Origin of the sequence: Mucilaginibacter phenanthrenivorans, from assembly GCF_024721155.1 — a bacterium.
Classification (GTDB): domain Bacteria; phylum Bacteroidota; class Bacteroidia; order Sphingobacteriales; family Sphingobacteriaceae; genus Mucilaginibacter; species Mucilaginibacter phenanthrenivorans.
In genome coordinates this window covers 84584-109894 of the sequence record NZ_JAHVAP010000008.1, presented here as the reverse complement: position 1 = coordinate 109894, position 25311 = coordinate 84584, and the positions used below count along the sequence as shown (strand labels likewise).

The following is a 25311-nucleotide window of genomic DNA, read 5'->3' as shown; positions in this document are numbered from 1 at the left end:
ATTGGATTATTTATTTACTAATTGTTTTTCGAGTAATGTCTTCCATTCCTGGTAAGCGAGTTCTAATTGTTTGGTTGACGGCTGCACCAACTGAACAGGGTGCATGTGTTCAAATGCCTGTTGGGGAGATGAAAAAATACCTGCGCCAATGCCGGCTCCCAATGCTGCCCCCACGCTGCCGTCGTTTTTGTAAAGTTCAACAGGCACGCCTGTTATGTTTACAAAGCTTTCGGTAAATAATTCACTTAAAAACAGGTTGTTCTTGCCAGCGCGGATTATGGTTGGATTCATGCCGTTTTCACGCATAATATCCAGCCCGTAACGAAATGAAAAGGCAATCCCCTCCTGCACCGCACGAATAACATGTGCCTGGCTGTGAATATTTAAATCGATATTATGAAAATGCGCGCCAACCATTTTATTATTCAGCATCCGTTCGGCCCCATTGCCAAAAGGCAAAACACGCAGACCATCGCTGCCCAGAGGTACTTTAGCAGCTTTTTCATTTAGCTGCAAATAACTTTCGGCGGCACCGAATGCTTGCTTTAACCATCGGTACATACTGCCAACACCGTTTATACATAAAAGCACACCCAGGCGTTTTTGCTGCTCGGTGTAGTTTACGTGCGCAAAGGTGTTTACACGTGATTGCTTATCATATCCCAGCTGGTCCGTTACGCCATATATCACGCCTGAAGTTCCTGCTGTAGCAGCAACCTCACCGGGGTTTAAAACATTTAATGAAAGGGCGTTATTTGGCTGATCGCCCGATTTATAGGTAACCGGGATGCCCGGTTTTAAAGTTAGCTGCTGTGCGACCGAAACTGAGAGTTCACCATGGGATGAAAATACTTCGTTTATCTTCGGGAATAAAGCTTCATTAAAACCAAAATAACTGATAACATCCTTTGATATGCTGTTGGTTTCAAAATCGAAGAAGACACCTTCAGACAAGGCAGATACTGACGTAGTAATTTCCCCCGTAAGCTTCATGGCAATAAAATCGCCGGGAAGCATTACTTTATCTATTTTATTGTAGATCTCCGGCTCATTTTCTTTTACCCATGCAAGTTTTGAGGCTGTAAAATTTCCCGGAGAGTTTAGCAGATGCGAAAGACATTGCTCCTCGCCTATCGCTTCAAAAGCCTTGTCGCCAATCTCTACCGCGCGGCTATCGCACCAGATAATACTATTTCTTAACACTTGCTGATCCTTATCAACCAAAACCAAACCGTGCATTTGATAAGCGATACCAATAGCGGCAATATCCGTAGGATTGTAAGCGGCTGTTACATTACAAAGCGCGATGGCTTTTTGTGCATGATCCCACCACATCTCAGGCGATTGCTCGGCCCAGCCGGGTTGCGGGGCTATTATAGGTGATTCCTCATCAGGGTATTGTGCCGATGCCTGTACTTTTTGCGATGCAGCATCAACAACAGAAACTTTTACCGAAGATGTACCTATATCAATGCCTAATAATAACATGTTATTTAATATTTATCCGCAAGGGCCGATTTATAATTTGGTGATTGAACGCACGAAATTAAATTATTTTTTGAATATGCAATCGATTGCAGAAAAATATTTTATCATCTTTACAAAATCTTTATGAAATCTAAAAAACGCGTCACCATTTACGACATTGCCCAAAGGCTCAATGTAACCGCATCTACGGTTTCACGGGCCCTTAGTAATAATGGCTATGTTAATGAGGCAACCAAGCAATTGGTATTAAAAACTGCCGCCGAGCTTAACTACAAGCGCAATACGCTGGCATCAAACCTGCGGATGGGACAAACCCAGACAATAGGTGTTGTGGTGCCGCGCATTAATCAAAACTTTTTCTCGAACGTGATAGCCGGCATCGAGGCTATAACCTATCAAAAAGGTTATAATTTAATCATCTGCCAGTCGGATGAATTGCATGAAAAAGAAGTAAAATGTGTGAATACATTAATTAACCAGCATGTTGACTGTATCGTGATCTCCGTTTCGGCAGACAGCTACAATTACGATCATCTGCAAAACGTACTGGACCAAGGCATTCGGCTGATCCAGTTTGACCGCGTGGCTGAAGAACTGGAAACGCTAAAGGTGATAAATGATAACGAACAGGCTTCATTTGAAGCGATCTGTCATTTAATTGGGCAAGGGTATAAAAAAATCGCCCTGCTGGAAGGACCGCAAAACCTGAATATCTTCCGTCAGCGGAAAATCGGGTACCTGAGGGCCCTGGAAAAATTCAATATCTTAGTAGATGAAACAATTGTGGTTGAAAACGCATGGACAAAGGAGCTCGGGGCAGAAGCAACGCGAAAGTTGTTGAGCTTACGCACTCCGCCTGACGCCATTTTTGCCTCCACATCTGATTTTTCGGCACTCGGTGTATTGGAAGTAGCTACCGCGATGGGATTTAAAGTGCCAACCCAGTTGGGTATTTGCGGTTATTCAAACGAAGCCTTTACCGAAATAACAAGTCCTTCCATTACCACGATAGATCAATTCAGCGTGAATATGGGTACGGCAGTGGCAAATTTATATTTTGATGAGTTGGGAAATAAGGACACATCAGTTACACCAAAAACCATCAGTATAAAACCGGAGCTTATTGTAAGAGCGTCGTCAAGCAAAAAGTCCCAAGTCTGAAATTCTAAGTCATCACGACTAAAGACTTCCGACTCAGGACTTAAGACTTCAAAAACAATTAGTGTGCGTGGTGACCGTCGGCGCCATGCGCGTGGCCATGTGATAATTCTTCAGGAGTAGCAGGGCGTACATTCAGGATATTTCCTTTAAAATGTAACTCCTGGCCAGCCATCGGGTGGTTAAGGTCAACTATTACTGAATCTTCAGCAACAGAAACTACCATTCCCTGGAAACGGTTACCCTGGTTATCCTGCAAAGGTATAACAGTTCCAATTTCAGGCACACCGCTTTCGTTAAACATTTCCAAAGGCAAGTTTGCTACGGCTTCTTCATCATATTCACCGTAAGCATCTCCGGCGCTTAAACGGAAATCATAAGTATCGCCGGTTGAAAGGGCACTCAGATTTTCTTCAAAGGCCGGAAGCATTTGTCCTGCTCCGAATAAAAAAGTAAGCGGTTGCTCTTCTGTTGCACTTTCCTGCAATACTTCGGCACCGTCCTGGTCAACATACAGATCGTAAGTTAATGACACTACGTGTTGTGGGTTAATCTTCATTGTAAATGTGTTTGTGACCGGGATTTAGTGATTTAACGCATTAAATCGGATGCTTCCGGCTTATTATGATTCTATTTTGTTTATTGTGTTATTTAAATGTACTTATTTTCGGAAATCTCTAAAATCCGTTAATCCCGGTCAAGGCAGTTTTCGTATCCGTTGCAGGCAATCCGCAGGTTTTGTCTTTACAAATAAATATTTGTGTAACCTCTCCAAACCTGTTTTGCAGCAAAGGTAAACTTCCTTTTTTACCGCCCAACATTATTTTATTGGGGATGTAATTATTTTCTATTTCTGTTCGCCTGGCCTCAAAATCATCACCGGTTATGGCAATTTCGTAAGTACCGAACACTTCCTCTATCAGCAGCATGATCCAATTTGAATAGCTGGAACCGTAACGTGCTAAATGCGGCACAATGTTCCTGAGCAACTGGGCTGAAACCTGCTGATAATTTTCATTGTCAAATAGTAAGCCAAGTTTTTTAAGGTTACGTGCCATTACCGAATTTGACGCAGGGATCACTCCATCCATTATCTCCGACTTGCGGGCTATTAGTAGTTCATCATCACTAGCGGTGAAGTAAAAGATGCCTTTTTCTTCGTCATAATAATGGGTTAAAGCTGCATCAGTAAGCTTTTTTGCCTGGTGTAACCATTGTTCATCAAAGGTTACCTCGTACAAGGCGATAAGGGCGTCAATTACGTTTGCGTAGTCGTCAAGAAAGGCAACCTGATTTTTATCCGTTGATTTATAAACGCGTGACAACCTGTCAGCAGTTATTAAATTATCCAAAATAAACCCTGCGTTTTTAAGAGCAAGATCAAGATATTCCAATTTATTGAACGCTCTATAAGCATCACAAAGACCTTTCAGCATTAAGCCATTCCATGAGGCAAGGATCTTATTGTCCAGTCCCGGCCGAATACGGTGGCTGCGGGCTTCATATACCTTTTGTTTGGATGAATTTATCTTGTCGAGTAATTCCTCAACAGGCAAACCCAATTTTTTCGCCAAATCAACGTCACCCTCATTCCTGAACAGAACGTTGGAATGCTCCTCTTCCCAGTTACCGCTTTCGGTGATGTTATAATAGATGCAAAATAATTCTGCATCATTGCCTAAAATTTCTTCAATTTCCTTTTTTGTAAAGATGTAGAACTTACCTTCCTTACCCTCACTGTCCGCATCAAGCGCTGAGAAAAAACCATATTCAGGCGACATTAATTCGTTTTGAGCAAAACCAATTATCTCACTCACTATTTTAGGATAAAGCGGATCAGGGTCCCATGTAAAAGCTTCGGCATATAGGCTGATCAACTGTGCATTATCATACAGCATCTTTTCAAAATGCGGCACATGCCAGTGATCATCAACCGAATAGCGGGCAAACCCACCGCCTACATGGTCGTAAATACCACCAAAGGCCATTTTATACAAGGTTAGCTTCACTGCCTCGGCAACACTATCATCTTGCATTAAATGGGCATAACGCATCAGGCATTGCCAGTTATTTGGCATCGGGAATTTTGGCGACGAGCCCATTCCGCCCTCCTCCTTATCAAAATATTTTTTCCAGTTAATGATGATCGCGTCCAGGTCGGCCTTGCTATATTCGGCTTGTTCCTTTACAAACGGTACCGATTCGTATTGTTGGATGCCCTCAGTTAAGCGGGCTGCGTATTCCTCTGCTTCTTCGGGTTTCTGTTTGTAGAAATCGGCCAGGTTGAACAGCAGACTAGTCCAGTCATTTTTACGAAAGTAGGTACCACCGTAAATCGGGCGCTGATCGGGCAGGCAGACACAATTCAATGGCCATCCTCCCCTGCCACTCATCAGTTGGATAGCGCTCATGTACACCTGGTCAACATCCGGGCGTTCTTCCCTGTCCACTTTAATGCAAACAAAAAATTCGTTCATTACGGCGGCGACGCTTACATCCTCAAAGCTTTCATGCTCCATAACATGGCACCAGTGGCAGGCCGAGTAGCCGATGCTCACTAATATCAGCTTATTTTCATTCTTTGCTTTTTGCAAGGCCTCCGGCCCCCATGGAAACCAGTTAACTGGGTTATTGGCATGCTGTAGCAGATATGGCGAAGTGGAATTGGCAAGTTGATTCATAGCTGATTATTAGCCGACAAAAATGCGAATATTAAACACAATCATTTAATATCAATTGGATTTGATAAAAGTTTTACAAAAAGGGAAGATTGGTAGATTAGAAGCGGTGTTAGGTTGTAGGAAATTAAAGAAGTCTGTTTAATAATGCCCCTTCAATGAATAAACATTTATAACATCAGCCGTAACGGTATAAACAATTCGGTGCTCGCCGTTAATACGTCTTGACCATTTTCCTGCCAGTTCATATTTCAAAGCTTCAGGTTTTCCTATGCCGTCAAAAGGATGCTCTTTCATATCTGCGAACAATTGTTGTATTTTCTTTTGAATAGCTTTATTGCCCGATCTTTTCCAGTATTCTAAGTCGTCCTTGGCATCTTTGTAAAGCTCTATTTCCATAGGTTTTCCACATCAACCTTAAGGCCTTTTTCGCCGTCATTTTTTGCCTTTTCTCCGGCCAATATTTTTGCGACAAACGCAGGATTATATGCAGAACCCTTATCCGATTCAAAAGCGACTTTCAGTGCCTTAGCAATCGCTTTTAGCGCAGCTGCCTGCTCTTTATTGGTAGGGTGCATTATTAAAGTTTCCATAATAACAAAAATATGAATTTCCAATTAAGAATTATAACAATATAACGCGTACTGTTGTGGGTAGTTAGATGCTATTTGCAAACCAAATCAACCACTCACCTAATCAACCTAGTCAACTAATAACTCCAAATGTATCATCCCCAATACAAATTATCACATTCATAATTTATTTGGTTAATTTGGCCCTCAAATTATTATAATTAAAATGCAGCATTCAAAACTAAACTATTTATTAGGTGCTTTTGGGTTACTCCTGTTAAGCACAGCGGTATCGGCACAAACCAAATCCGATTCTGTAAAATACGACCATAACGAGATCTTTGCCCCTACGCCATGGCCAGTAACCGGCGACGGCACCCGGTCGGCAAGCGGACAGCCCGGCGAACATTACTGGCAAAACCGTGCGGATTACCTGATCAAAGCATCATTAAACGAAACCGCACAGGATACTTCAATTACAGGCGAGGTAACTATATCTTACACCAACAACAGCCCGGATCAGTTGGATCACCTTTGGCTGCAACTGGATCAAAATTTATTTAAACCCGATTCCCGCGGTGCAGCAACTACCCCGATTGGCGGCGACCGTTTCGACGTAAAAGGCTTTAGTCGCGGTGGTTACCATATCGAATCGGTACAGGTAACTTACAAGGGCAATACTTATAAAACCGACCCGGTGATCTCTGACGCCCGCATGCAGATCAGGTTGAATACACCAATGGGTGCTAAAGGCGAAAAGATCCAGGTCAAGATCAACTACAGCTTTTCAATTCCTTTTTATGGCGCCGACCGGATGGGCCGCAAGAAGTTTAAACAAGGCTACGTTTATGAAATTGCCGAATGGTACCCTCGCATGTGCGTTTATGACGACGTAGAGGGTTGGAACACCCTGCCTTACATGGGCCTTGGCGAATTTTATTGCGAATACGGCGATTATGATTATTACATAACCGCACCTGCAAGCATGACAGTAGTTGGATCAGGTGATCTGCAAAATGCATCAGAAGTGTTAACCAAAACACAGCAGAACCGCATGGAAGAAATGCGCAAGAGCGATAAGACTGTAATGCTGATCACACCTGAGGAAGTTGACCAGGCTGCAACGCATCCGTTCAAGGGCACTTTAACCTGGCACTACAAAATGCAAAACACCCGCGATATTGCATGGGGCGCTTCAAACGCGTTTATATGGGATGGCGCAAAGGTAAATTTACCGTCGGGCCGTAAATGTATTGCCATGAGCGCTTACCCTGCTGAAAGCTCGGGCGTTGATTCCTGGGGCCGTTCGACAGAATATTTAAAAAACAGTATCGAGATCTATTCCGGTAAATATTTTGAATATCCATGGAACTCAGCTGTAAACGTATCGGGTGTTGCCCTGGGTATGGAATACCCGGGTACTATCTTCTGCTTAAGCAATCTTAAAAAAGGCGGTTTGTTTGGCGATATTACCCACGAAATCGGCCATAACTGGTTCCCGATGATCGTAGGCTCAAACGAGCGTAAATATATGTGGATGGACGAGGGCTTCAATACTTTCATCAACGAATATTCCACAGAGAAATTTAATAATGGCGAGTATTTCAACAGCAAGGCCAGGCCAGCTAATGGCATCGCTGCCTTTATGAGAAAAGCTAAGGACCCATTAATGACCCCAAGCGAGGCACAGAATGATTACGGCCAATATTACAACAAAACCGCTTTGGGCCTGGATATGCTGCGCAACGTGGTTTTAGGTCCTGATCGTTTTGATTATGCATTTCATGAGTACATTAAGCATTGGGCATTTAAACACCCGCTGCCGTACGACTTTTTCCGCGCCATGAATGACGCTGCAGGCGAGGACCTGAACTGGTTCTTTAAACCATGGTTCTTTACCACTTACAAGCTTGATCAAGCTGTTGAATCGGTTAAATACGTAAAGGATAATGCAGCCAATGGCGCAATGATCACTTTAGTTAACAAAGAGAAAATGGCTATGCCTGTTGATTTGAAGATCACCCAGGTAAACGGCAAAACCGAAACCATCCACCTGCCGGTAAACATCTGGCAACGTGATAGCGTTTGGACATTCATCTACCCGTCAACTTCCGAAATTCAATCGATGGAGCTTGATCCGGACAGGCAGCTTCCTGATGTTGACAGGAAGAATAATGTTTGGGGGAAATAATGATTTCGGATTTAATTGAATTTTAGGATTTTAAGAAAGACCTGCTTTGTGAAAGGCAGGTCTTTTTTTGTTTGATAAACACGGTAGTGCCACTGTTTCCGATCATTTCATATAATCGCTATATTTAACCGGCCACTTATACAGGATTATGAAATACCTTTTTTCCTTTCTCCTTTTGGTGATAATAATTCCGTGTTGCGGTCAGAACATTGATAGTTTAAAAAAAATCGCATCCGGGAATTATCCTGCAACAGAGCGACTGAAGGCGGCTACCGAACTTGGCAGGTTATATGAGCATAAGCATAGTTACCGGGAGGCCCTGGATTACTTCAGGCAATCGGCTGATATCAAGGATTCATTGGACATCGTTCAAAAAACAAAACAAAACTCGCCTGAATCCTACAGCCGTGATTTTATTGGCGACGTTTTGGGCAGCATGAAGGAAAAGAGCCAAACTGAACAGGATATTTTAAAGACCATCGACAACAAAAAATCTCTTAATGACACACTGGCGCTCACCATCAATTACTTTAACCTGGGGATGTTGTACAAGGATAAAAAACAGTATCCCAAATCGCTTGACGCCCTGCAAAACAGCCTGCAATATGCCACGCAAATAAATTATGCCGACCTGCAAAAAGGTGCATTAACCGAACTGGCCGACCTGTACGAGCGAATGGGTGACTACAAGCAGTCCCTCGCTTATTTTAAAAAGCGTCTGACACTAAATATCAAAGACGCAAAAAGCATTGATGAACTTCAAACTAAATACGAGATAACACAAAGAGAAGACCGCATCCTGCAACAGCAATTCGAGATCTCTAGGCGTAATTACTGGATGGCGGGGATCTCTATTTTCCTGGTGTTGCTGTTGTTGTTGGGTTATATCTATTACAAACAAACAAAGCTGAAGCAAAGCAATATTGCCATGCAGGCTATCATCCAAACAGAAGAAAAAGAACGCAAACGAATTGCCCAGGACCTGCACGACAGCGTGAGCCAAACCATGATGGCGGCCAAAATTAACCTTACCGTTATTGGCGGCGAATTACCATTTGCAACCGATGAGCAAAAGAAAAGATTTGACAAGGCCGTTGGTTTGGTGGATGACGGATTTAAGGAGGTGCGGACCATCTCACATAACATGATGCCATGGGCGCTGCATGAGACCGGATTAGCCGTTGTAATCAAACAATTTATTGAAAACATAGCGAATAACACCATCGCTATTAATTTCTTCTCAAGGGGCTTTGATGAGCCTTATAACGATACCATAGAAACCATTCTGTACCGCATTCTGCAGGAATGTGTAAATAATGTGATGAAACATGCCGAAGCCAGCCGCCTGGATATTTCGCTGTTGCGGGATGAACAGGGTATTAGCCTCTCTATTGAAGATAACGGCAAAGGCTTCGATGCTACCGACCCTGCGCACTACACCGGCATGGGGCTCACCAATATGCAGAACCGCATCAGCTTTTTAAAAGGCAAGATAGAGCTGGACGCTCATATAGGTAAAGGAACCCTTGTATCAGCCTATATTCCCTTTAAAGCAAAGCTTACAGATCATATTGAATAATGAATTTGGTGAGCTCGACAGGGTTTTTAAGGTTGAGTTTTTGCATGATGTTTTTGCGATGAGTCTCAACCGTGTAGATGCTTAAATGCAGGTGATCGGCCATTTGCTGGTTGGTGTAGTTTTGTTTGATGAACTGCAACAGCTCCAACTCGCGTTTGGTTAACTGAAACTGTTTTAAAAATGAATCCGAGTCATCAAAAACAGAATTGTTTACCGGCGTTTTGTGTGGAAAACATAATTGCCCCTGCCCTACCGAATGCATGGCCTGCAGCAGTTCATCCTTTTCTACGTTTTTAAAAAGATAGCCATCCGCACCACCTGCCTTTGCTTTTTCAATTAAATGTTCCTCGTTATAGGTGGAGAGCATGATCACCTTGATCTTCGGATAAAAGGACTTTATTTTTTTTAGGGCATCGAATCCATTTATAACCGGCATATTGATATCAAGCAGGATCAAATCGGGCGAATGGGTGTGCAGTAAACCCAGCAATTCCTTACCGTTGGCGGCAATATTCATGATCTCGATATCCGGCTCATTTTGCAGCAACATGCGCAGGCCGTTTATAAATAAGGTGTGATCGTCCGCTATGATAACCGATAGTTTTTCTCCTGTCATTTCCATTGTAATATTTAATAGTAAAAGTAGGTCCGGCTGTCTCCCCAAAAAATACCAACTGCTTTGTATTGTGTGCCCTGGCGCATCAGCCTAAAATTGTGATGTTAAAACTAAACAAAAACCACAATGAAAAATCGCAATTATTTAACCCCTGTGTAAGCCGACAGACGAGTGGATTGACACCACACGATAAGTCGCACTTTTTAAAGCTTAAATCAAGATCCAACACAATGAAAAATATTTTTACTTCAACAATCATAATGCTGCTTTGCCTAACAGTTTACGCACAGCAGAACGCGGCGTCAAATTTTGCCGGCGTAGCGAAGCCTAAAAATAAACAGGTGAGCCCGGAAGAATCACAACAAAAACCGATGGCGCAATTTGTTTCGCCCATATCGGTGCAGATCCTTCTTGGCAGCCAGGGCATTGGCGCCGATGTTAAATACGGCATCACACCAAAATTATCGGGCAGGTTTGGTTTCGGTATTATCCCGGTAACGGCAAATAACATGTTCGGATTTTCAGCATTCCCGGTTGAGGACCAGCTTTCCGCAAAGTTTTCAAACCTGCACCTGTTGGCAGACTACGCCCCATTTAACAACAAAAGCTACCGGTTGGTTGGCGGCGCAGCATACCTGGTAAAGGGGAATGCAAACGTAATTATAACCCCGTCGGGCAGCTACCAGTTTGGCAGCCAAACCCTTAATAAGGACCAAATTGGTTCGTTAAGTGCGTCTGTTGATTGGAAGGGCGTGGCACCTTATTTAGGCGTCGCCTTATTCAAGAGCTTTCCGAACCGCCTTTTTAATATGAACATTGATATAGGCACCTATTACCTGGCCAGCCCGGGCACTTCGTTTACCGGCACCAAATTACTATCAGACAACAATTCACAAGCAGCACAATTTAACCAAAACATGCAGGGTTACCGTTGGTTACCCGTAGTTCAACTCAATTTTAACTTCAGGATTAAATAATTACGACAATGAAAAACACAACCAGAAAAAGTCAGCTCAATAAAACCAACGCGGAATTGAGCTTCCTCACAGTAATTTTTATAGGCATTATATTAGCCCTGCTTTTGTTTGCCATAAACAGTTGTAAAAAGCCTAACGACCATATCAGCCTGGTAGTTAACGAAAGTACACTGGCCAAGGCACCAGTATTGGTGCACTTCGCCAATGCCAACAGCAGCTCAACAGTTCAGCCGGGCGATTTTGACGTTACCATCAGCGGCAAGGACGCCGATAAGGTTCAAATGGACGGCGGCGCAACTTCGGGCTTCAAAACCTCGCATGGCTTTTTACCGCTATCGTTAACCACTAATGCTGCGCCATCGGCAGGCGCACCGGTTACCTTTAATGTATCGGCACAAATTCCGGGCTTTGCACCACTTACACAAACCATTACCATAACCAAGGATACCATGACCATAGTGGATGTAAGCGCCATTGAATATGCAAATCCGCCAAAGGGTACTTCTGTACTGGTTACACAGTCTGCATTAACCGATGGTGTATCAGACGGAACCACCCTTAATTTAGCTCCCGGTGCAGGCATGGTAGAATCGGCACAAATAAAAATTCAGCCCGGCACACAAATGCTGGACGAAAGCGGCCAGCCTATCAGCTCGAACCAGTTAAAATCAAACATTGTTGATTATAGCGCAACCTCAACAACCTCATTCGGCGCGTTTCCCGGCGGATTTAGTCCCACAAATGTAATTGACGCTTCGGGCAACCAGGTTAATGGCGGTAATGGCATCAACTTTGTTTCGGCGGGGTTGCTGTCTATCAAAATGACTGCAGGTAATACCCAGGTGAGGCATTTTTCAAGGCCGCTGCAGGTGAGCATGAAGCTTGACCCCAACACCACCAACTTTGTTACCGGCGCCGATATTAAAGCCGGCGATACCGTGCCGCTCTGGAGCCTTACCGAAGAAACCGGGCAGTGGAAAAGCGAAGGTGATGTAACCATAACCAAAGACAGCGGCGGCAACCTGGTAGCTAACTTTGAAACCAGCCACCTGTGCTGCTTTAACCTCGACTGGAGCTGGGCCGTGGCCGGGCATCCGTATGGCACCTGCTTCCATCCGCTAACTGTGCGCATCCATTGCGGAGCAGGCAACAGCGGCGTGTTCGACGTAACCATAGTAACCCCGGGCAACCAATATCTTGCCGGCGCCCACGGCGAGTTTGTGCACGACGGCGATGTAGTTGTGTTCCCGTTTGTACCAGACATTGCACAGTGCAAGGTGGTGATCAGTAACTTTAACCTGTACCTGAATCCACGTCTGCCAATATTAGCAGAAACCGGCTTGTTTAACCCCTGCAGCCAGGGTTCTATCGACCTTAACTTTGGTGCGCCTGCGGCTCCGTCGTTTATTAACGTGACGCTAGACATTAAGGGGCATTGCTCAAACAAAAACATCAATTTACTGCCATCGGGATGGTTCTTCCTGTACGATGCCGGGGCTGCCAAGATCCTGCAAAACCCATGGACCTATGCTTACGTGTTTAACGGCGTGATCAGGTATGCATTCGGCACCGGGATAACAGGTAGCAACGGGCATTACAGCATCAAGCTGCTCAACGGCGACCAATATTATATGTACGCCTACAACAGCTTTGAATGGTTCGAATCGCCGTTGTTTACCATGGCGCCGAGAAGCTTCACCTTCCCGTCGGTAGCGGGGATAAACGGGAGCGCGGTGTATGATGCGGGCAGCAATACCATTGCTATCAGTGCCACATTCAGCGTGCACTGCCATTAAAACCCGACCTTTTTTATGGTGATATAGTTTACCCTGCAGGCAGTAATGTTTGCAGGGTTTTTTGTTCCAAGGCGTTCCATTTTTCCACATGGAACACCCGGAACACTATGAAACACGTTGATTATCAACGTTCCTAAAAAAAGGCTTTACAATTTTGATGATTAATCCTGTCATAACTTTACATTTTATATCGTCCAAAAAAAATCATTACCCTGCAGGCAGCAATGTTTGCAGGATTTTTTGTTCCAAGGCGTTCCATTTTTACACATGGAACACCCGGAACACTGTGAAACACGCTGATTATCAGCGTTCCTAAAAAATGCAAGTTTACACTTTGATAATTAATCCTGTTATAAGTTTACCCTTTGCCTGGTGTACCAATGTTAATGATCACCAGGTGCTGACAAAACAGTGTCAGCACTTTTTGTTTTGAGAAGCCCGATATTTGTAATGAGGCCTCAACCGGGAATTGATGTTAAGTCCTGACTCGAAAGTCTTGAGTTATGAGTCTAAAAAAACTGGATTTGACTTAAGACTTGCGGCTAATGACTGTTGACTTAGTACCAGTTTATTTTTTGACCGGTAATTTTTTTATATTTAAGCGTTAAACATTAAAACAAACACCTAACACCTTAACGAATGAAGAATACCCCTAAAAATCAGCAACAGTAACAAACAAGCCTGCATAAAATTATGAGACCTTCAGTCTCAGCGGATCAGCTTTGCCCAAAATTCAACCTAAAACCAATCATCAATTCACAATTAAAAATCCAAAATCAACAATAACCAGCTAACTAATTAAGATGTAACACCTCGACACGTATCACTAATTCACTAATTAAGACACATCGCTAACCCAGCAATTAACACATAAACATCAATTCATTTTAACCCTTTAAAACTTTTTATATGAAATCAGCCTTTTTTTTAATCATCCCCTTTTTATGCGCCTTTCAGTGCGCAACTGCACAGTGGACCATCAGCGGCGCCAATATTTACAATAGTAACACCGGCGGCGTAGGCATTGGAACCACCACTCCACTATCATTGCTCGATGTTAAGGGCGCCCTGGCTGTCGGCACATTTGCAGGTAGTGCGGCAGCGCCTGCAAACGGCCTGAGCGTTTCGGGCAAGGCTTCCTTTGGCATCAGTGCACCATCACCGATTTCGGCAGGTGTACCCATGTTTTCATCCGTAACCCCCAATGTGGAAGTCTTTACCGGCAGTGCGCCGGGCACCTACGAAGAATTGATGACCATCAGGCATGCCGGGGTCGACGTCACCGCGGTGAATCGCAGGTTGGGTTTACTGCTCAAAATGAGCAGCGAAAGCAGTGTTGGTGAATCCGGAAAAAACGGCGGCATGGTACTGGAATCATCCATCGGGTATGCCAATGTGCCCTCCCTGTCGCTGGTCACCAGTTCGACAGACCGTTTAACGATTACTTATGACGGCAAGATTGGCATGGGAACAACTGCGCCGGTAACAGCGCTGGATGTACTGGCAACCGCAACTAGCGTGGGTGTTCGCTCAATAAGTTCCGGTACCCTGGGCGGAGGTTCGGGCGGCGGCCTTTTGGCGATTACAAATACGGAACCAAACGCAACAGACCAGCGCCTGGGCTTCCTTGGATTTGGCGCGCCAAATAATTCGGTTGCTCCCCTTACCTATAAATATGCAGCAAGCATTTCGGGATTTGCATCCGAGGACTGGACCGGCGGCACAAACGGCTCCTATTTGAGTTTTTCCACAACGACTAACGGTGGAACCGCCAGCTCTGAAAGAATGAGGATTGATAACGCAGGCAATATAAGTATCGGAACAACCGACCCCAAAGGCTACAAGCTGGCGGTAAACGGCAGCGCCATCGCCACTGCCCTGTGGGTAAAGTTGAATGCCAACTGGCCCGATTATGTGTTCAAAACAGGCTACCGCCTCCCTGCCCTTACCGAAATTAAAACCTATATCGACGCCAATCACCACCTGCCCGACGTACCTACCGAACAGGACGTAAAACAAAACGGCCTTAACCTGGGCGAAATGAACAGGGTATTGCTGCAAAAGGTGGAGGAATTGACGCTGTATATGATAGAGCAGGATAAAAAATTGCAGCAACAACAAAAGGAAATTGACGAATTGAAAAGGAAGCAATAAGAAGGCATCATCAATAGTATCCTGCAATGCCGGTTACCCTATTTCTAACTCTTAAAATTTAATATCAATGAATCCATTTAATAAAAATATAAACATTATTATGCTCCTGTTGCTGCTTTGGTTTAACGCAGCCGCGCAGCATCCTAATCCAACGCAGCCCATGGCCTCGCTGGCATTAACTACGGTTTTGCCGCCCGCGCCAAACGCGTTCGAAATTACCCGGTATAGCGGTTTGCCGGTGAGCCTTTCGGCCGGATCTGTGAGCGCTTCCATACCTATGGGCGACATTAAAGCCGGCAAGGTTGACGTACCCATCAGCCTTTCCTATAATTCGGGAAATGGTATTTTAGTAAACCAGAATGCTTCACGCACGGGGATGAGCTGGGTTTTAAACGCAGGGGGAGTAATTACCCGCACGGTTTACAACAATCCCGATGAAAGCAACAACTGGCTGCCCCCGCCCTCCACTGCCGATATCAGCCAGACAACCCAGACGGTGTACGATTATATCAATGATGCAACGCTGAACCCAACGGGACAGGACACCCAGGTAGACATTTTCAGCTTTGATTTTAACGGCTATAACGGAAAGTTCTACCTCGACCCAAATGATAAAACCAAAGTGGTGTTTATCTCGGCCAGTAACTTGAAAATAAAAACCAATTTTCATGGTGAATACACCGGCAACTGGACGTTTATGGTGATCGATCCCAAAGGCACCAAATATTGCTTTGGCGGATCGGGCGCTACCGAAACCTCCAAAACCAACCCGACCGGGGTTGGCACCGCCTGCGGTAAAAATTACGGGCTGCCCATCCCTAATGCCTGGTACCTCAAAAGCGTACAGCGCTATACGGGCGAATACATTTGGCTTACCTATCAAACGGTAAGCTTCAGCTACCTGTCTGACGTCTCGCAGACCATCCAGCCTAATGCCAGCAGTATTCTTAACCCGTGCCATCCAAGCGATCAATGCGGCCCCGGCACCTTCAGTAACATTTGTTTCAGCGACCTGGTTACAACCGGGGTCATGTTAAAATCCATCAACTCAAAGTTTGAGACTGCCATTTTCAATTATGAATCACGGACGGATATTTTAGGCGATTCGCTTTTAAAAGACGTACAGTTTTATAAAAGGCAGTTAACCGATACCACCTCACGTGCTGCGGAGCCGTACAACAGCTACGCCCTGAGCTATACGATAGCAAGCAATTCAAGCTATTACAATGCTTACGGCAACAGCAGCATCCTAAGCATCAGGCCGTTTTTAACCTCGGTTACCCGCAGCGCCGCCGGCATGCAGCCGCAAACGCATACCATGCAGTATAATAATATCAATGGGTTGGCTTCGCGCCTTTCATTCGCGCAGGATTATTGGGGATATTTTAACGGGGCTAACAATCAAAATTTGATCCCGACTGCTAATGACGCCTCAATTTCGACGCTATTTCCATCTGGCTTAGCTTACCGAAACCCCAGCGGCAGCTATGCTTATATGGGGCTGATGAGCAAGATCACCTACCCCACAAAAGGTTCGGATACCCTGATATACGAACCCAATACTATTTATGAGGGCCGCATTATATTCCCGCCGCCTACCAGCGTGAGCCTTTCACAAACCGGCACCGGGGACAGGGGTCAGCAGACTGCCTCGTCGCCCTTATATTTATATACATCACAGCATATCAATTTCCACATCCAGTGCGATTCCGTTGGTACTGGCACCATAGATCCGGTGCACCAGTTTGTGATGTTTAAGATCATTAACGCCGATGGGTCGGAATATTACTCGGAAAAATTTGCAAAAGGAACCTATGACCGCGCATTTAAAATCGGTGGTAATTTTACAATAAAGCTGATTGTACAAAGCGACAGGCTGGTGGGCACGGTATCATACACCTACCAGCAACCCGGCCCGGTTGTGTATGCCAACTACCCTGCCGGCGGCATGCGGCTGGCTAAAAATATCTCCAGCCCCCTTGTTGGGAAGCCGCTCACAAAAAAATATGTGTACGCGGCGCTTACCTCGCAGGATAAATCATCTGCCAGGGTAAGGGCAGATGCCGACCCCAACAAGTATTATTCAACCCAGGTGCAGGGAACCTACTGCCAGGACACCGTTGATTTTGAAAACCGGGTGCAAATATGCACCTACCCGGTAGCCTACTCGGCCCCGCTTTCGCCCCTTACCTATTTTACAGGCAGCCATATTTATTACAGCAACGTGATTGAGCTGCAGGATACCCTGTGGAATAACGGCGGTACCGAGCACCAATATATTTTTGCCAACCCGGGTATCGATGCATTTATTTTCCGCGGCACGGTGATCCCCGGCTCCCCCCTTTCCAATTTTGATTTCCCTACCGGGATAGAAGGCTTGAGCCAAACATTTGTTACCACAAGCGATACGGCAGGCAGCCACCAGTACCGCATAGTGAGCAAAACTGCAACACATACCACCATAGATCCCCGGAAGTACCGGGAACAGATCAATTACATCGTCCGTAAGAATTACCCGCCGCGCACCATTTACGATCCGCCTCGCGAATCCATGTTTACCCCTTTCGATATTTCAGGTTACTTTTTGGTGTCGCAATGGATCTACCCCGATACGGTAACCACCACCACCTATGACCTTGCCGGGGCCAACCCCGTAAGCACTTATAAGGTGGACATTTACCGCGACACCACCAACCTTTTGGTGAGCGAAACCCAAAACACTGGCAGCGACGGCATTTTGCAGCAATCTGTTTACAAATACCCCAGCGATATGGTGCAGGCAGGTGTTACCGTGCCCTACCAGGCCATGATTGACGATAACGATATCGAACCCGTTATTGAGCAGCAATATTGGAAGAACAGTGTTATGCAGGAGTCGGTAAAGACCAATTACGGCGATTTTGGCAACCATGTGTACGAGCCCGACAGCATCCAGACCAAAACCACGGGCAGCTATGATACCCGGCTGAACTTTTATGCTTATAACAGCAGCGGCGGTTTATTGTCGCAATCCAAATCGCACGGACCTGCAAGCAGCTATTTGTGGGGCTATTACAACCTGCTGCCCGTTGCCGAGGTGAAGAACGCTGCCGCGAACGAGATCTGGTACCAAAGCTTCGAGTTTTCTGCCACCGCAGATACTGCCAATCACCATACCGGACTGCGCAGCAACCACAGCGCCTATACGGTAAGCTTTACGCCACCCGTTGGTAAAACCTATGTCATCAGCTGGTTCCAGAAGAACGGCAGCCTTTGGGATTACCATAGCGAGGCCTATACGGGCAGCAAAACCTTTAGCGCAAGCGATTATATAGACGATGTTGCGGTTTACCCCAGCGATGCACAAATGAGCAACCTGGTGTTCGACCCGGTAAGCGGCATAACCGGGATGATTGACGCCAAAGGCGAAACCACCACCTACGACTATGACAATTACCTGCGCCTCATAAACGTGAAGGACAAGGACGGCAATTTGGTGAAGCACACTGATTATCATTATAAACCTTAAAGCTGAAAGCCGTGAAAAGCTTAAAGCAGAAAGCTTAAAGCAGAAAGCTTTGAAAAAAGCGAAAAGCCCGGGAAAGCCGGAGGCATATGATGAATATAAAAATGTTTTTAACAATTTAAAACAGACAACCGTGGCAACACATCTCAACATAAAAAACAGGTACGGATGGGTGCTCCCGGCTTTAAGCTTTTCGCTTTCAGCTTTCAGCTCCTTCACCCGCTTCGGGAAATTGCTCCTGGCTTTAAGCTTTTTGCTTTCAGCTTTGAGCTCCCACTCCCAGACCTACGTAACAACCCCCATGACGGGCACACCCGCACCGGGGAATTACTTTCATAACAACCATATTTCGGCTGTGCCGACCTTTGGCTTTGTGCCGACAGCGGGGCAATACCTGCATTTGTACATTTCAAATTGCTTCCCGCTGGCTGCGGCGCCCAGCGTGGATAAAACATACATCATGACCTCGACGCCGAGGGTAGCCGGCATTACCGACACGAGCATGCTGCGCGGCCGCACGATCTGTGACCTGATGCAGTCCATCACCTATTTCGACGGGCTGGGCCGCCCCATCCAAACCGTGCAGGTAAAGGCCTCGCCCGGCACCAATGATTTGGTGCAGCCCATGGAATATGATTCCATAGGGCGTGAGGTGAAGAAGTATTTGCCTTATGCGCTTAGCTCGGGGACGAGTGACGGGAGCTATAAGAGTGATGCGCTGACGCCGCTGGCGGGACAGGCATATTTCTACAACCCTACCAACAGCTCAACACTTACACAACAGCCGAACGGCGTTGTGAATACCGCTTTTCCATCAGCAACTACCGGCTTTGAACCATCCCCATTAAACCGCCTGGTGGAACAAGGCGCACCGGGAGCCGACTGGCAACTGCCGGGAAACGGCGACCCGAACAGCGCCGGGCATACCATGAAGATGCTGTACACCGCTAATGACCAAAGCACATTCAGCGGAACGGCGACAGTCAATAATCCCGGCTGCAAAAAAGTTGCGTTCTATGTGGCTACAACCAATAGCAACAACAGCAGGGTTTTAACAAGGGCTGCTACTCCGTTTTACGGAACAGGACAGTTAACCGAAACCATCAGCCGAAACGAAAACTGGAAACCGGCAACCGACGGCTGCCTGAACAGCATGGAAACATACACCGACAAAAACGGCCGTGTAGTTTTAAAACGAACCTATAACCTTAATAATGCTTTGGCAACACCCGCTGTTGAAATGCTGAGCACTTATTATGTTTATGACGAAGTGGGGAACCTCGCCTACGTATTGCCGCCGGGCGCTAACCCTGATGTTGCCACCGGCATTCCAACGACTGCTCAGCTTAAAAACTACTGCTACCAATACAGGTATGACGACCGCGAACGGCCAACCCAGAAAATGATCCCCGGCAAGGGCTGGGATTTCATCGTTTACAACAGGCTCGATCAGCCGGTATTAACGCAGGATAGCTTGCAGCGGCTGAATAACCAGTGGGTGGTAAATAAGTATGATGCGCAGGGCAGGGTATTTATGACTGGCTTATGGAACGCAGGTTCTACAATACCACTGGCAACCCTGCAGGCCAGTATTTATGCCGGCGCGCAATGGGATTACCGGGATTACACCGATAACACCGCCGGTTACCATGTAACCAGCTACCCTACCCTAACCACCATTTTATCCGTCAATTACTTTGATGATTATAACAATATCCCCGGCATTCCCGCAGGGTTTACCGCGCCGACCGGGACCAGCAGCATGACTAAGGGCCTGATCACCGCCACAAAGACGGCGGTGCTGAACGCGCCAACGGATATGCTCTGGACTGCCCATTATTACGATGGTTTTGGCAGAAACATCAAAAGCTACCAGCAGCATTATTTGAATGCGCAGCTAAGCCCATATAATTATGACGAGATCAGCAGCACCTACAATTTCACAAACGCAGTTACAACTACGACAAGATTGCACCGCGTAAAAGATGCCGGCAATACCACAGCGACATTGGCATTAACCATTGCCAACCAATACAATTATGACCAGGTTGGCAGAAAAACTTCCAGCTGGGAACAGATCACCGTTGGCAACAATGCACCTAACCCTGCTACCAGGATCATGCTGTCGAAAATCGATTGTAACGAGATCGGCCAGTTGCGGCGCACAAAGCTGCACAGTACCGACAGTGTAAACTTTTTGCAAACCGTTACCAATATTTACAATGAGCGCGGCTGGCTGGCAAAAACCAGCGCCGGGTTGTTTGCCGAGCAGTTGCAGTATAATACCGATACCCTGCAAAACGGCATTACGCCGGTGAAGCAGTACAACGGCAATATAGCCATGCAGAGTTGGGGAACCGCCACCTCACCGATAGGCAAAACCTATGGTTATAGATACGACCCGTTAAACAGGTTAACTGATGCTTCCTCTTCCGATAATTATAATGAGAAGAACATCAGCTATGATTTAATGGGGAATATCCTTACGCTGAAGCGCTCAACCGGAAGCGCCTCACTTACCGATGACCTGGCCTATGTTTACAGCTCGACCAACCAGCTGCAAAGTATTAACGATGCTACCACATCAGATATTGGCTTGCTGCATGGCGGCTGGACTTATCAGTACGACGGAAACGGTAATTTGACAAACAGCAACTATACCAGTGACGCTACGAAAAACAAAAGTATCACTGCTTATAACTTGTTAAATCTGCCGCAAACAGTTACTGCCTCAGGGATACCGATTACCTATACCTATGATTCAGAAGGGGAAAAACTTAGAAAAGTATCGGGTACTATCACAACCGACTACATTAGTGGTATCCAGTATACGGGTACAACTACTACTTCTCCGGTTATCAGTTTCATCGAAACCCAGGATGGTCGCGCCGTCCCTAACGGTAGTACTTATAACTATGAGTATACATTAACCGACCATTTAGGTAACAACAGGCTGAATTTTTCAACAGTTTCGGGTTCAGCCATAGCTATACAAACCGACGATTATTATGCTTTTGGCATGGAAATAAATCGCACACCGCCTACACCTAATTTAAAAAATGAATATCTTTACAATAAGAAGGAGTTGCAGGAGGAGTTAGGAGTTTATGATTATGGCGCGAGGCTGTATGATCCGGTGTTGGGTAGGTGGCAGACAATTGACCCGCTAGCTGAAAAAGGAAGGCGATGGTCATCATATGTTTATGGTTTTGATAACGCCATAAGATTTGAAGACCCCGATGGCATGTGGCCTGGTCAAGGATTTATAAGCGATGCCTGGAATTCAGCGAAAAGTTCTTTCAAAAACTTTTTTACATCTACTTATAGTGCATTAAGGCATCCCATTAATACAGCTAAGAGCGCTGTAAAAGCGGTTAGCAAAATGTCAGCGGGACAAATTGCCACCTTGCCGATCAGGATGTCTCCGGTCTACCAACAGGTACATGCTGAAGTAACGGCAGTTAAGGCGTTAATTAAAGGGGATGGTAAGGCGTTTGGTGGGGTTGTTGGAGACAGAGCAGCCAATGTTGCAACAGTATTGGCAACTGATGGGATTGGTCAAGCAGTTGCGCCAACTGCCCAAGCTCTAAAAAGTGTATTTAATGAAGGGTTTGCTGCAGATTTATCGGCATTGACTAAACCATGGAACGGCCCAGTTGACTATAGTGGCCTGCCCCAACCTCTAAATATTGCAGAAGGTAAGGATTTTTCACCATCTCAGCTTAAAAATGCAAAAGAATTAAATGCTCAACAAAATGGAGGATCATTAAAAAGTGATGCAGATGGCAGTCCGATGAACCCATCAAAACAATCTCAAAAGGGTGTCAAGGCTGATATGGATCAAGTTGAGGGAGACCACATAAATCCTAAATCGAAAGGTGGTACAAATAGTAATGGTAACTTACAGTTAATAACAAAGAAACAAAATTTAGACAAAAGTGATGATTAAGCAAGATTTAAACAAAGCGGTCTTTACGTTAAAATCTATAATAAATAAAGCGGGGACAATACTATATGTAGTCCACGACAATGAAGGTGAATGGCAATTTCTTAACGGTGAACCTGTGTCACTTCAGGATATGATGATTGTTAGCTTACAGCAGATAATCGATATAGATAATACGGTTTTACAAATTTTAGATTTAAAAATGGGCCACACCGCTAACAGGAAAAACACCATTTCCAAATGGGAAATAACTGAATCTGGCAAATAGTTGGTAGGATAGTGTTTCAATCCTGTTGTTACCAACATAACAGGTTGAAAATCAAATCCAACACAAAAACATCAAATTAAAAAACAGTAAAACCGGATGGTACAAATGTATCATCCGGTTATTTTTTAGATATAAACCTATAATTTCAGCAATCAACCTACTACCACTACCCGCCTGCACCATACGGCAGCGGCATCGGGGAATGTGGCGGTAACCATTGCCAACCAATACAATTACGATCAAATTGGCCGCAAGATTTCCACATGGAAACAAATAACCAATGCCGGGCAATTGGCCGATACAAGGATACAAATTTCGAAAAACAGTTACAACGAGATCGGCCAACTATTAACCAAACACCTGCACAGTACGGACAGCACAACCTATAAACAAGATATTGCTTATTTATACAATGAGCGTGGATGGTTAAGGCAGGGAAGCAGCTCCTACTTCGAGGAACAGCTGCAATACAATACAGGTGCTTTAAAGCAATATAATGGTAATATTGCCTACCAAAACTGGGGAACAGGTTCTTCGCCGGATAGCAAAACCTATACTTACACTTATGATCCCTTGAATAGGCTCATCAGCGCCAACTCAACTGATAACTTTAACGAGAACAATATTACCTATGATTTAATGGGTAATATCAAATCGTTAAACAGGTACGCGGGGAATGTTTCCGCTCCTACCGATCTGTTGGTTTATAATTATTTGAACGGGAGCAACCTGACCAACCAGTTGCAAACCATAACGGACAATAGTACGGACAATACCAATATTAAAGCAGGCGGGCCTTACACTTATGCTTATGATGCAAACGGCAACATAACCACCGACCCAAGCAGGAATAGCGGCACTACCAACACCAGCTACAACCTGCTGAATCTGCCTAAAGCGATTACCGGTGCAAAAACCATCACTTATTATTATGATGCCGACGGCCAAAAATTAAGGCGCGAGAGCCCGGTAACAGGGAATACCGATTACATCAGCGGCATCCAATATGACGGTACCACAACTGAAACCCTAAGCTTCATTCAAACCGAAGAAGGCCGTGCTTTACCTGATGGCGCGCAGCATTATAATTACGAGTATTTTTTAACCGACCACTTGGGTAACAGCCGGGTGTCATTCGATTCAAAAACCGGTGTTACCAATCCTGTGCAGGTAGATGATTACTATGCCTTTGGTTTAGAAATAAATCGTAATCCGCCTGTTCCATCATTAAAAAATGAATATCTTTACAATAAGAAGGAGTTGGGGGTTTATGATTATGGCGCGAGGCTGTATGATCCTATGGTTGCTAGGTGGACGAGTGTCGATCCGTTAGCGGAACAAGATAGACGAGAAACCCCCTATGGATATGCGTTTGACGATCCGATGCGTTTTACCGATCCTGATGGAATGTGGCCTGACGGGGACTGTTGCGGAGTTCTTGGCGCGTTTGCAAAGGGCTTTTATAACGACGTAAAAGGCGCTGTTACAGGAACAATACATGCTATTGCTCACCCCATTGAAACCGCAAAAGGGATAGATAAGCTTGTCCGTTCAGACCCGGAAACCGTTTTAAATGGTTCTCTTGCCCTAAACAATACTGTTGAAAAATTTAAACATGGAAGCAATAGTGACAGGGCGGAAATAATCGGAATGGCAACTGGTGAAGTGGCTCAAGTATTGGGCGGTGAAGTTGGGGAGGTTGGGAAAGTTGGAGAGGTTGGGAAGCTTGCTGAACTTGCTGATAAAGGCGTTGAGGCTAGCAAGATAACTGGATACACTGAACACGGGTTGCTTCAAGCCATAGGTAGAGATGGGGGTCACGGCGTAAAGCCGTCATCTATACTAGATGCGGTTAAAGAACCTAAAAGTATTGTTCAACAAGCAAACGGCACAACGAAATATACAGGAAAAAGCGCTAAAGTTGTTCTGAATGAAGAAGGGAAGGTTGTTACAACTATGAGTACTAAAAAAAGCGCATATAGAGGGCCTAAAACCCAAAATGTGGCAAGAAGTACTGGGGGTGGCGCAGCGCAAAGAAAATCAATAGCAGTAACAGGTGCGAGTTACAATCCATTTCTGATAAAATGATAAATATTAAATTATATAAAACCGACTTCGATCTTCTTAAATCAGTAGTTGATCCAGATGTTTTTGACAGACTAAGTTATAAAAAAGGAGACTATGACGTCATAAATCTAGAGGTCACAGCCTACATTGTAGATATATTACAGGATCAATTAATAAGTAAACTAATGGAAGCCGGTCTTAAAGATGATTTTGAAACAAATCCGCTTGGAAATCAACTTGAATCGTTAATTGACAAAATTTCATCAAGTATACCAGATTAGGGCTAATGTGTCGGCAATGTTTCAATCCTGTTGCT

17 protein-coding genes are annotated in these 25311 nt (G+C 45.1%); 11 read left to right on the top strand and 6 right to left on the bottom strand.

The annotated features are described in order from the left end of the window. Positions 1-6 precede the first annotated feature (6 nt). Complete coding sequence (locus tag KXD93_RS19980; protein ID WP_258139118.1) at positions 7-1488, bottom strand: xylulokinase; 1482 nt, start codon at positions 1486-1488, stop codon at positions 7-9. Between the two features lie 123 nt (positions 1489-1611). Here KXD93_RS19980 and KXD93_RS19975 point away from each other — a divergent pair, with 123 nt between their 5' ends. Beyond that, positions 1612-2649, top strand: coding sequence for a LacI family DNA-binding transcriptional regulator (locus KXD93_RS19975; protein WP_373417367.1), 1038 nt, complete (start codon positions 1612-1614; stop codon positions 2647-2649). A gap of 58 nt (positions 2650-2707) precedes the next feature. On the opposite strand, the gene KXD93_RS19970 is transcribed toward KXD93_RS19975, so the two are convergent. From KXD93_RS19970 to KXD93_RS19955, 4 genes are all read right to left on the bottom strand, one after another. Continuing rightward, positions 2708-3205: an FKBP-type peptidyl-prolyl cis-trans isomerase gene (locus tag KXD93_RS19970; RefSeq protein ID WP_258139117.1), complete on the bottom strand. Its 498-nt coding sequence runs from the start codon at positions 3203-3205 to the stop codon at positions 2708-2710. A gap of 118 nt (positions 3206-3323) precedes the next feature. Beyond that, positions 3324-5327, bottom strand: coding sequence for a thioredoxin domain-containing protein (locus tag KXD93_RS19965; protein WP_258139116.1), 2004 nt, complete (start codon positions 5325-5327; stop codon positions 3324-3326). Between the two features lie 138 nt (positions 5328-5465). Then, entirely contained in the window at positions 5466-5723 is a 258-nt protein-coding gene (locus tag KXD93_RS19960; RefSeq protein ID WP_258139115.1) for a Txe/YoeB family addiction module toxin, read from the bottom strand. Next, positions 5714-5917, bottom strand: a complete 204-nt coding sequence (locus KXD93_RS19955) for a DUF2683 family protein (RefSeq protein ID WP_258139114.1) — start codon at positions 5915-5917, stop codon at positions 5714-5716. The genes KXD93_RS19960 and KXD93_RS19955 overlap by 10 nt, the downstream gene beginning before the upstream one ends. A gap of 205 nt (positions 5918-6122) precedes the next feature. On the opposite strand from KXD93_RS19955, the gene KXD93_RS19950 reads away from it, so the two are divergent. Then, on the top strand, positions 6123-8087 hold the full coding sequence (locus KXD93_RS19950) for a M1 family metallopeptidase (RefSeq protein WP_258139113.1): 1965 nt from the start codon (positions 6123-6125) through the stop codon (positions 8085-8087). Between the two features lie 148 nt (positions 8088-8235). Then, entirely contained in the window at positions 8236-9666 is a 1431-nt protein-coding gene (locus KXD93_RS19945) for a tetratricopeptide repeat-containing sensor histidine kinase (RefSeq protein ID WP_258139112.1), read from the top strand. Here the strand turns inward: KXD93_RS19945 and KXD93_RS19940 are convergent. Next, positions 9647-10288: a response regulator transcription factor gene (locus KXD93_RS19940; RefSeq protein WP_258139111.1), complete on the bottom strand. Its 642-nt coding sequence runs from the start codon at positions 10286-10288 to the stop codon at positions 9647-9649. The genes KXD93_RS19945 and KXD93_RS19940 overlap by 20 nt on opposite strands. A gap of 224 nt (positions 10289-10512) precedes the next feature. Here KXD93_RS19940 and KXD93_RS19935 point away from each other — a divergent pair, with 224 nt between their 5' ends. From KXD93_RS19935 to KXD93_RS19900, 8 genes are all read left to right on the top strand, one after another. Beyond that, positions 10513-11259 carry a hypothetical protein gene (locus tag KXD93_RS19935; RefSeq protein WP_258139110.1) on the top strand — a complete coding sequence of 249 codons (747 nt, stop codon included), beginning with the start codon at positions 10513-10515 and terminating at the stop codon, positions 11257-11259. 8 nt (positions 11260-11267) lie between these two features. Continuing rightward, the gene (locus KXD93_RS19930) at positions 11268-13055 is read left to right on the top strand and encodes a hypothetical protein (protein ID WP_258139109.1); all 1788 of its coding nucleotides are present in this window, start codon (positions 11268-11270) and stop codon (positions 13053-13055) included. A gap of 909 nt (positions 13056-13964) precedes the next feature. Next, positions 13965-15209, top strand: coding sequence for a hypothetical protein (locus tag KXD93_RS19925; RefSeq protein ID WP_258139108.1), 1245 nt, complete (start codon positions 13965-13967; stop codon positions 15207-15209). A 67-nt stretch (positions 15210-15276) separates the two neighbouring features. After that, a complete protein-coding gene (locus KXD93_RS19920; protein WP_258139107.1) occupies positions 15277-18717 on the top strand; it encodes a hypothetical protein in 3441 nt (1146 codons plus the stop codon). A gap of 49 nt (positions 18718-18766) precedes the next feature. Continuing rightward, positions 18767-22663 carry a DUF6443 domain-containing protein gene (locus tag KXD93_RS19915; protein ID WP_258139106.1) on the top strand — a complete coding sequence of 1299 codons (3897 nt, stop codon included), beginning with the start codon at positions 18767-18769 and terminating at the stop codon, positions 22661-22663. Further along, positions 22656-22928, top strand: a complete 273-nt coding sequence (locus KXD93_RS19910) for a hypothetical protein (protein ID WP_258139105.1) — start codon at positions 22656-22658, stop codon at positions 22926-22928. Before KXD93_RS19915 ends, KXD93_RS19910 begins: the two co-directional genes overlap by 8 nt. Positions 22929-23132: 204 nt before the next feature. After that, entirely contained in the window at positions 23133-25016 is a 1884-nt protein-coding gene (locus KXD93_RS19905; protein ID WP_258139104.1) for an RHS repeat domain-containing protein, read from the top strand. Beyond that, entirely contained in the window at positions 25013-25276 is a 264-nt protein-coding gene (locus KXD93_RS19900; protein ID WP_258139103.1) for a hypothetical protein, read from the top strand. Before KXD93_RS19905 ends, KXD93_RS19900 begins: the two co-directional genes overlap by 4 nt. The last annotated feature ends 35 nt before the right edge of the window (positions 25277-25311 follow it).

Excerpts from the sequence above, each read along its gene's own strand:
- KXD93_RS19980 (WP_258139118.1), bottom strand. The coding sequence starts at position 1,488 with ATGTTATTATTAGGCATTGATATAGGTACATCTTCGGTAAAAGTTTCT.
- KXD93_RS19975 (WP_373417367.1), top strand. The coding sequence starts at position 1,612 with ATGAAATCTAAAAAACGCGTCACCATTTACGACATTGCCCAAAGGCTC.
- KXD93_RS19970 (WP_258139117.1), bottom strand. The coding sequence starts at position 3,205 with ATGAAGATTAACCCACAACACGTAGTGTCATTAACTTACGATCTGTAT.
- KXD93_RS19965 (WP_258139116.1), bottom strand. The coding sequence starts at position 5,327 with ATGAATCAACTTGCCAATTCCACTTCGCCATATCTGCTACAGCATGCC.
- KXD93_RS19960 (WP_258139115.1), bottom strand. The coding sequence starts at position 5,723 with ATGGAAATAGAGCTTTACAAAGATGCCAAGGACGACTTAGAATACTGG.
- KXD93_RS19955 (WP_258139114.1), bottom strand. The coding sequence starts at position 5,917 with ATGGAAACTTTAATAATGCACCCTACCAATAAAGAGCAGGCAGCTGCG.
- KXD93_RS19950 (WP_258139113.1), top strand. The coding sequence starts at position 6,123 with ATGCAGCATTCAAAACTAAACTATTTATTAGGTGCTTTTGGGTTACTC.
- KXD93_RS19945 (WP_258139112.1), top strand. The coding sequence starts at position 8,236 with ATGAAATACCTTTTTTCCTTTCTCCTTTTGGTGATAATAATTCCGTGT.
- KXD93_RS19940 (WP_258139111.1), bottom strand. The coding sequence starts at position 10,288 with ATGGAAATGACAGGAGAAAAACTATCGGTTATCATAGCGGACGATCAC.
- KXD93_RS19935 (WP_258139110.1), top strand. The coding sequence starts at position 10,513 with ATGAAAAATATTTTTACTTCAACAATCATAATGCTGCTTTGCCTAACA.
- KXD93_RS19930 (WP_258139109.1), top strand. The coding sequence starts at position 11,268 with ATGAAAAACACAACCAGAAAAAGTCAGCTCAATAAAACCAACGCGGAA.
- KXD93_RS19925 (WP_258139108.1), top strand. The coding sequence starts at position 13,965 with ATGAAATCAGCCTTTTTTTTAATCATCCCCTTTTTATGCGCCTTTCAG.
- KXD93_RS19920 (WP_258139107.1), top strand. The coding sequence starts at position 15,277 with ATGAATCCATTTAATAAAAATATAAACATTATTATGCTCCTGTTGCTG.
- KXD93_RS19910 (WP_258139105.1), top strand. The coding sequence starts at position 22,656 with ATGATTAAGCAAGATTTAAACAAAGCGGTCTTTACGTTAAAATCTATA.
- KXD93_RS19900 (WP_258139103.1), top strand. The coding sequence starts at position 25,013 with ATGATAAATATTAAATTATATAAAACCGACTTCGATCTTCTTAAATCA.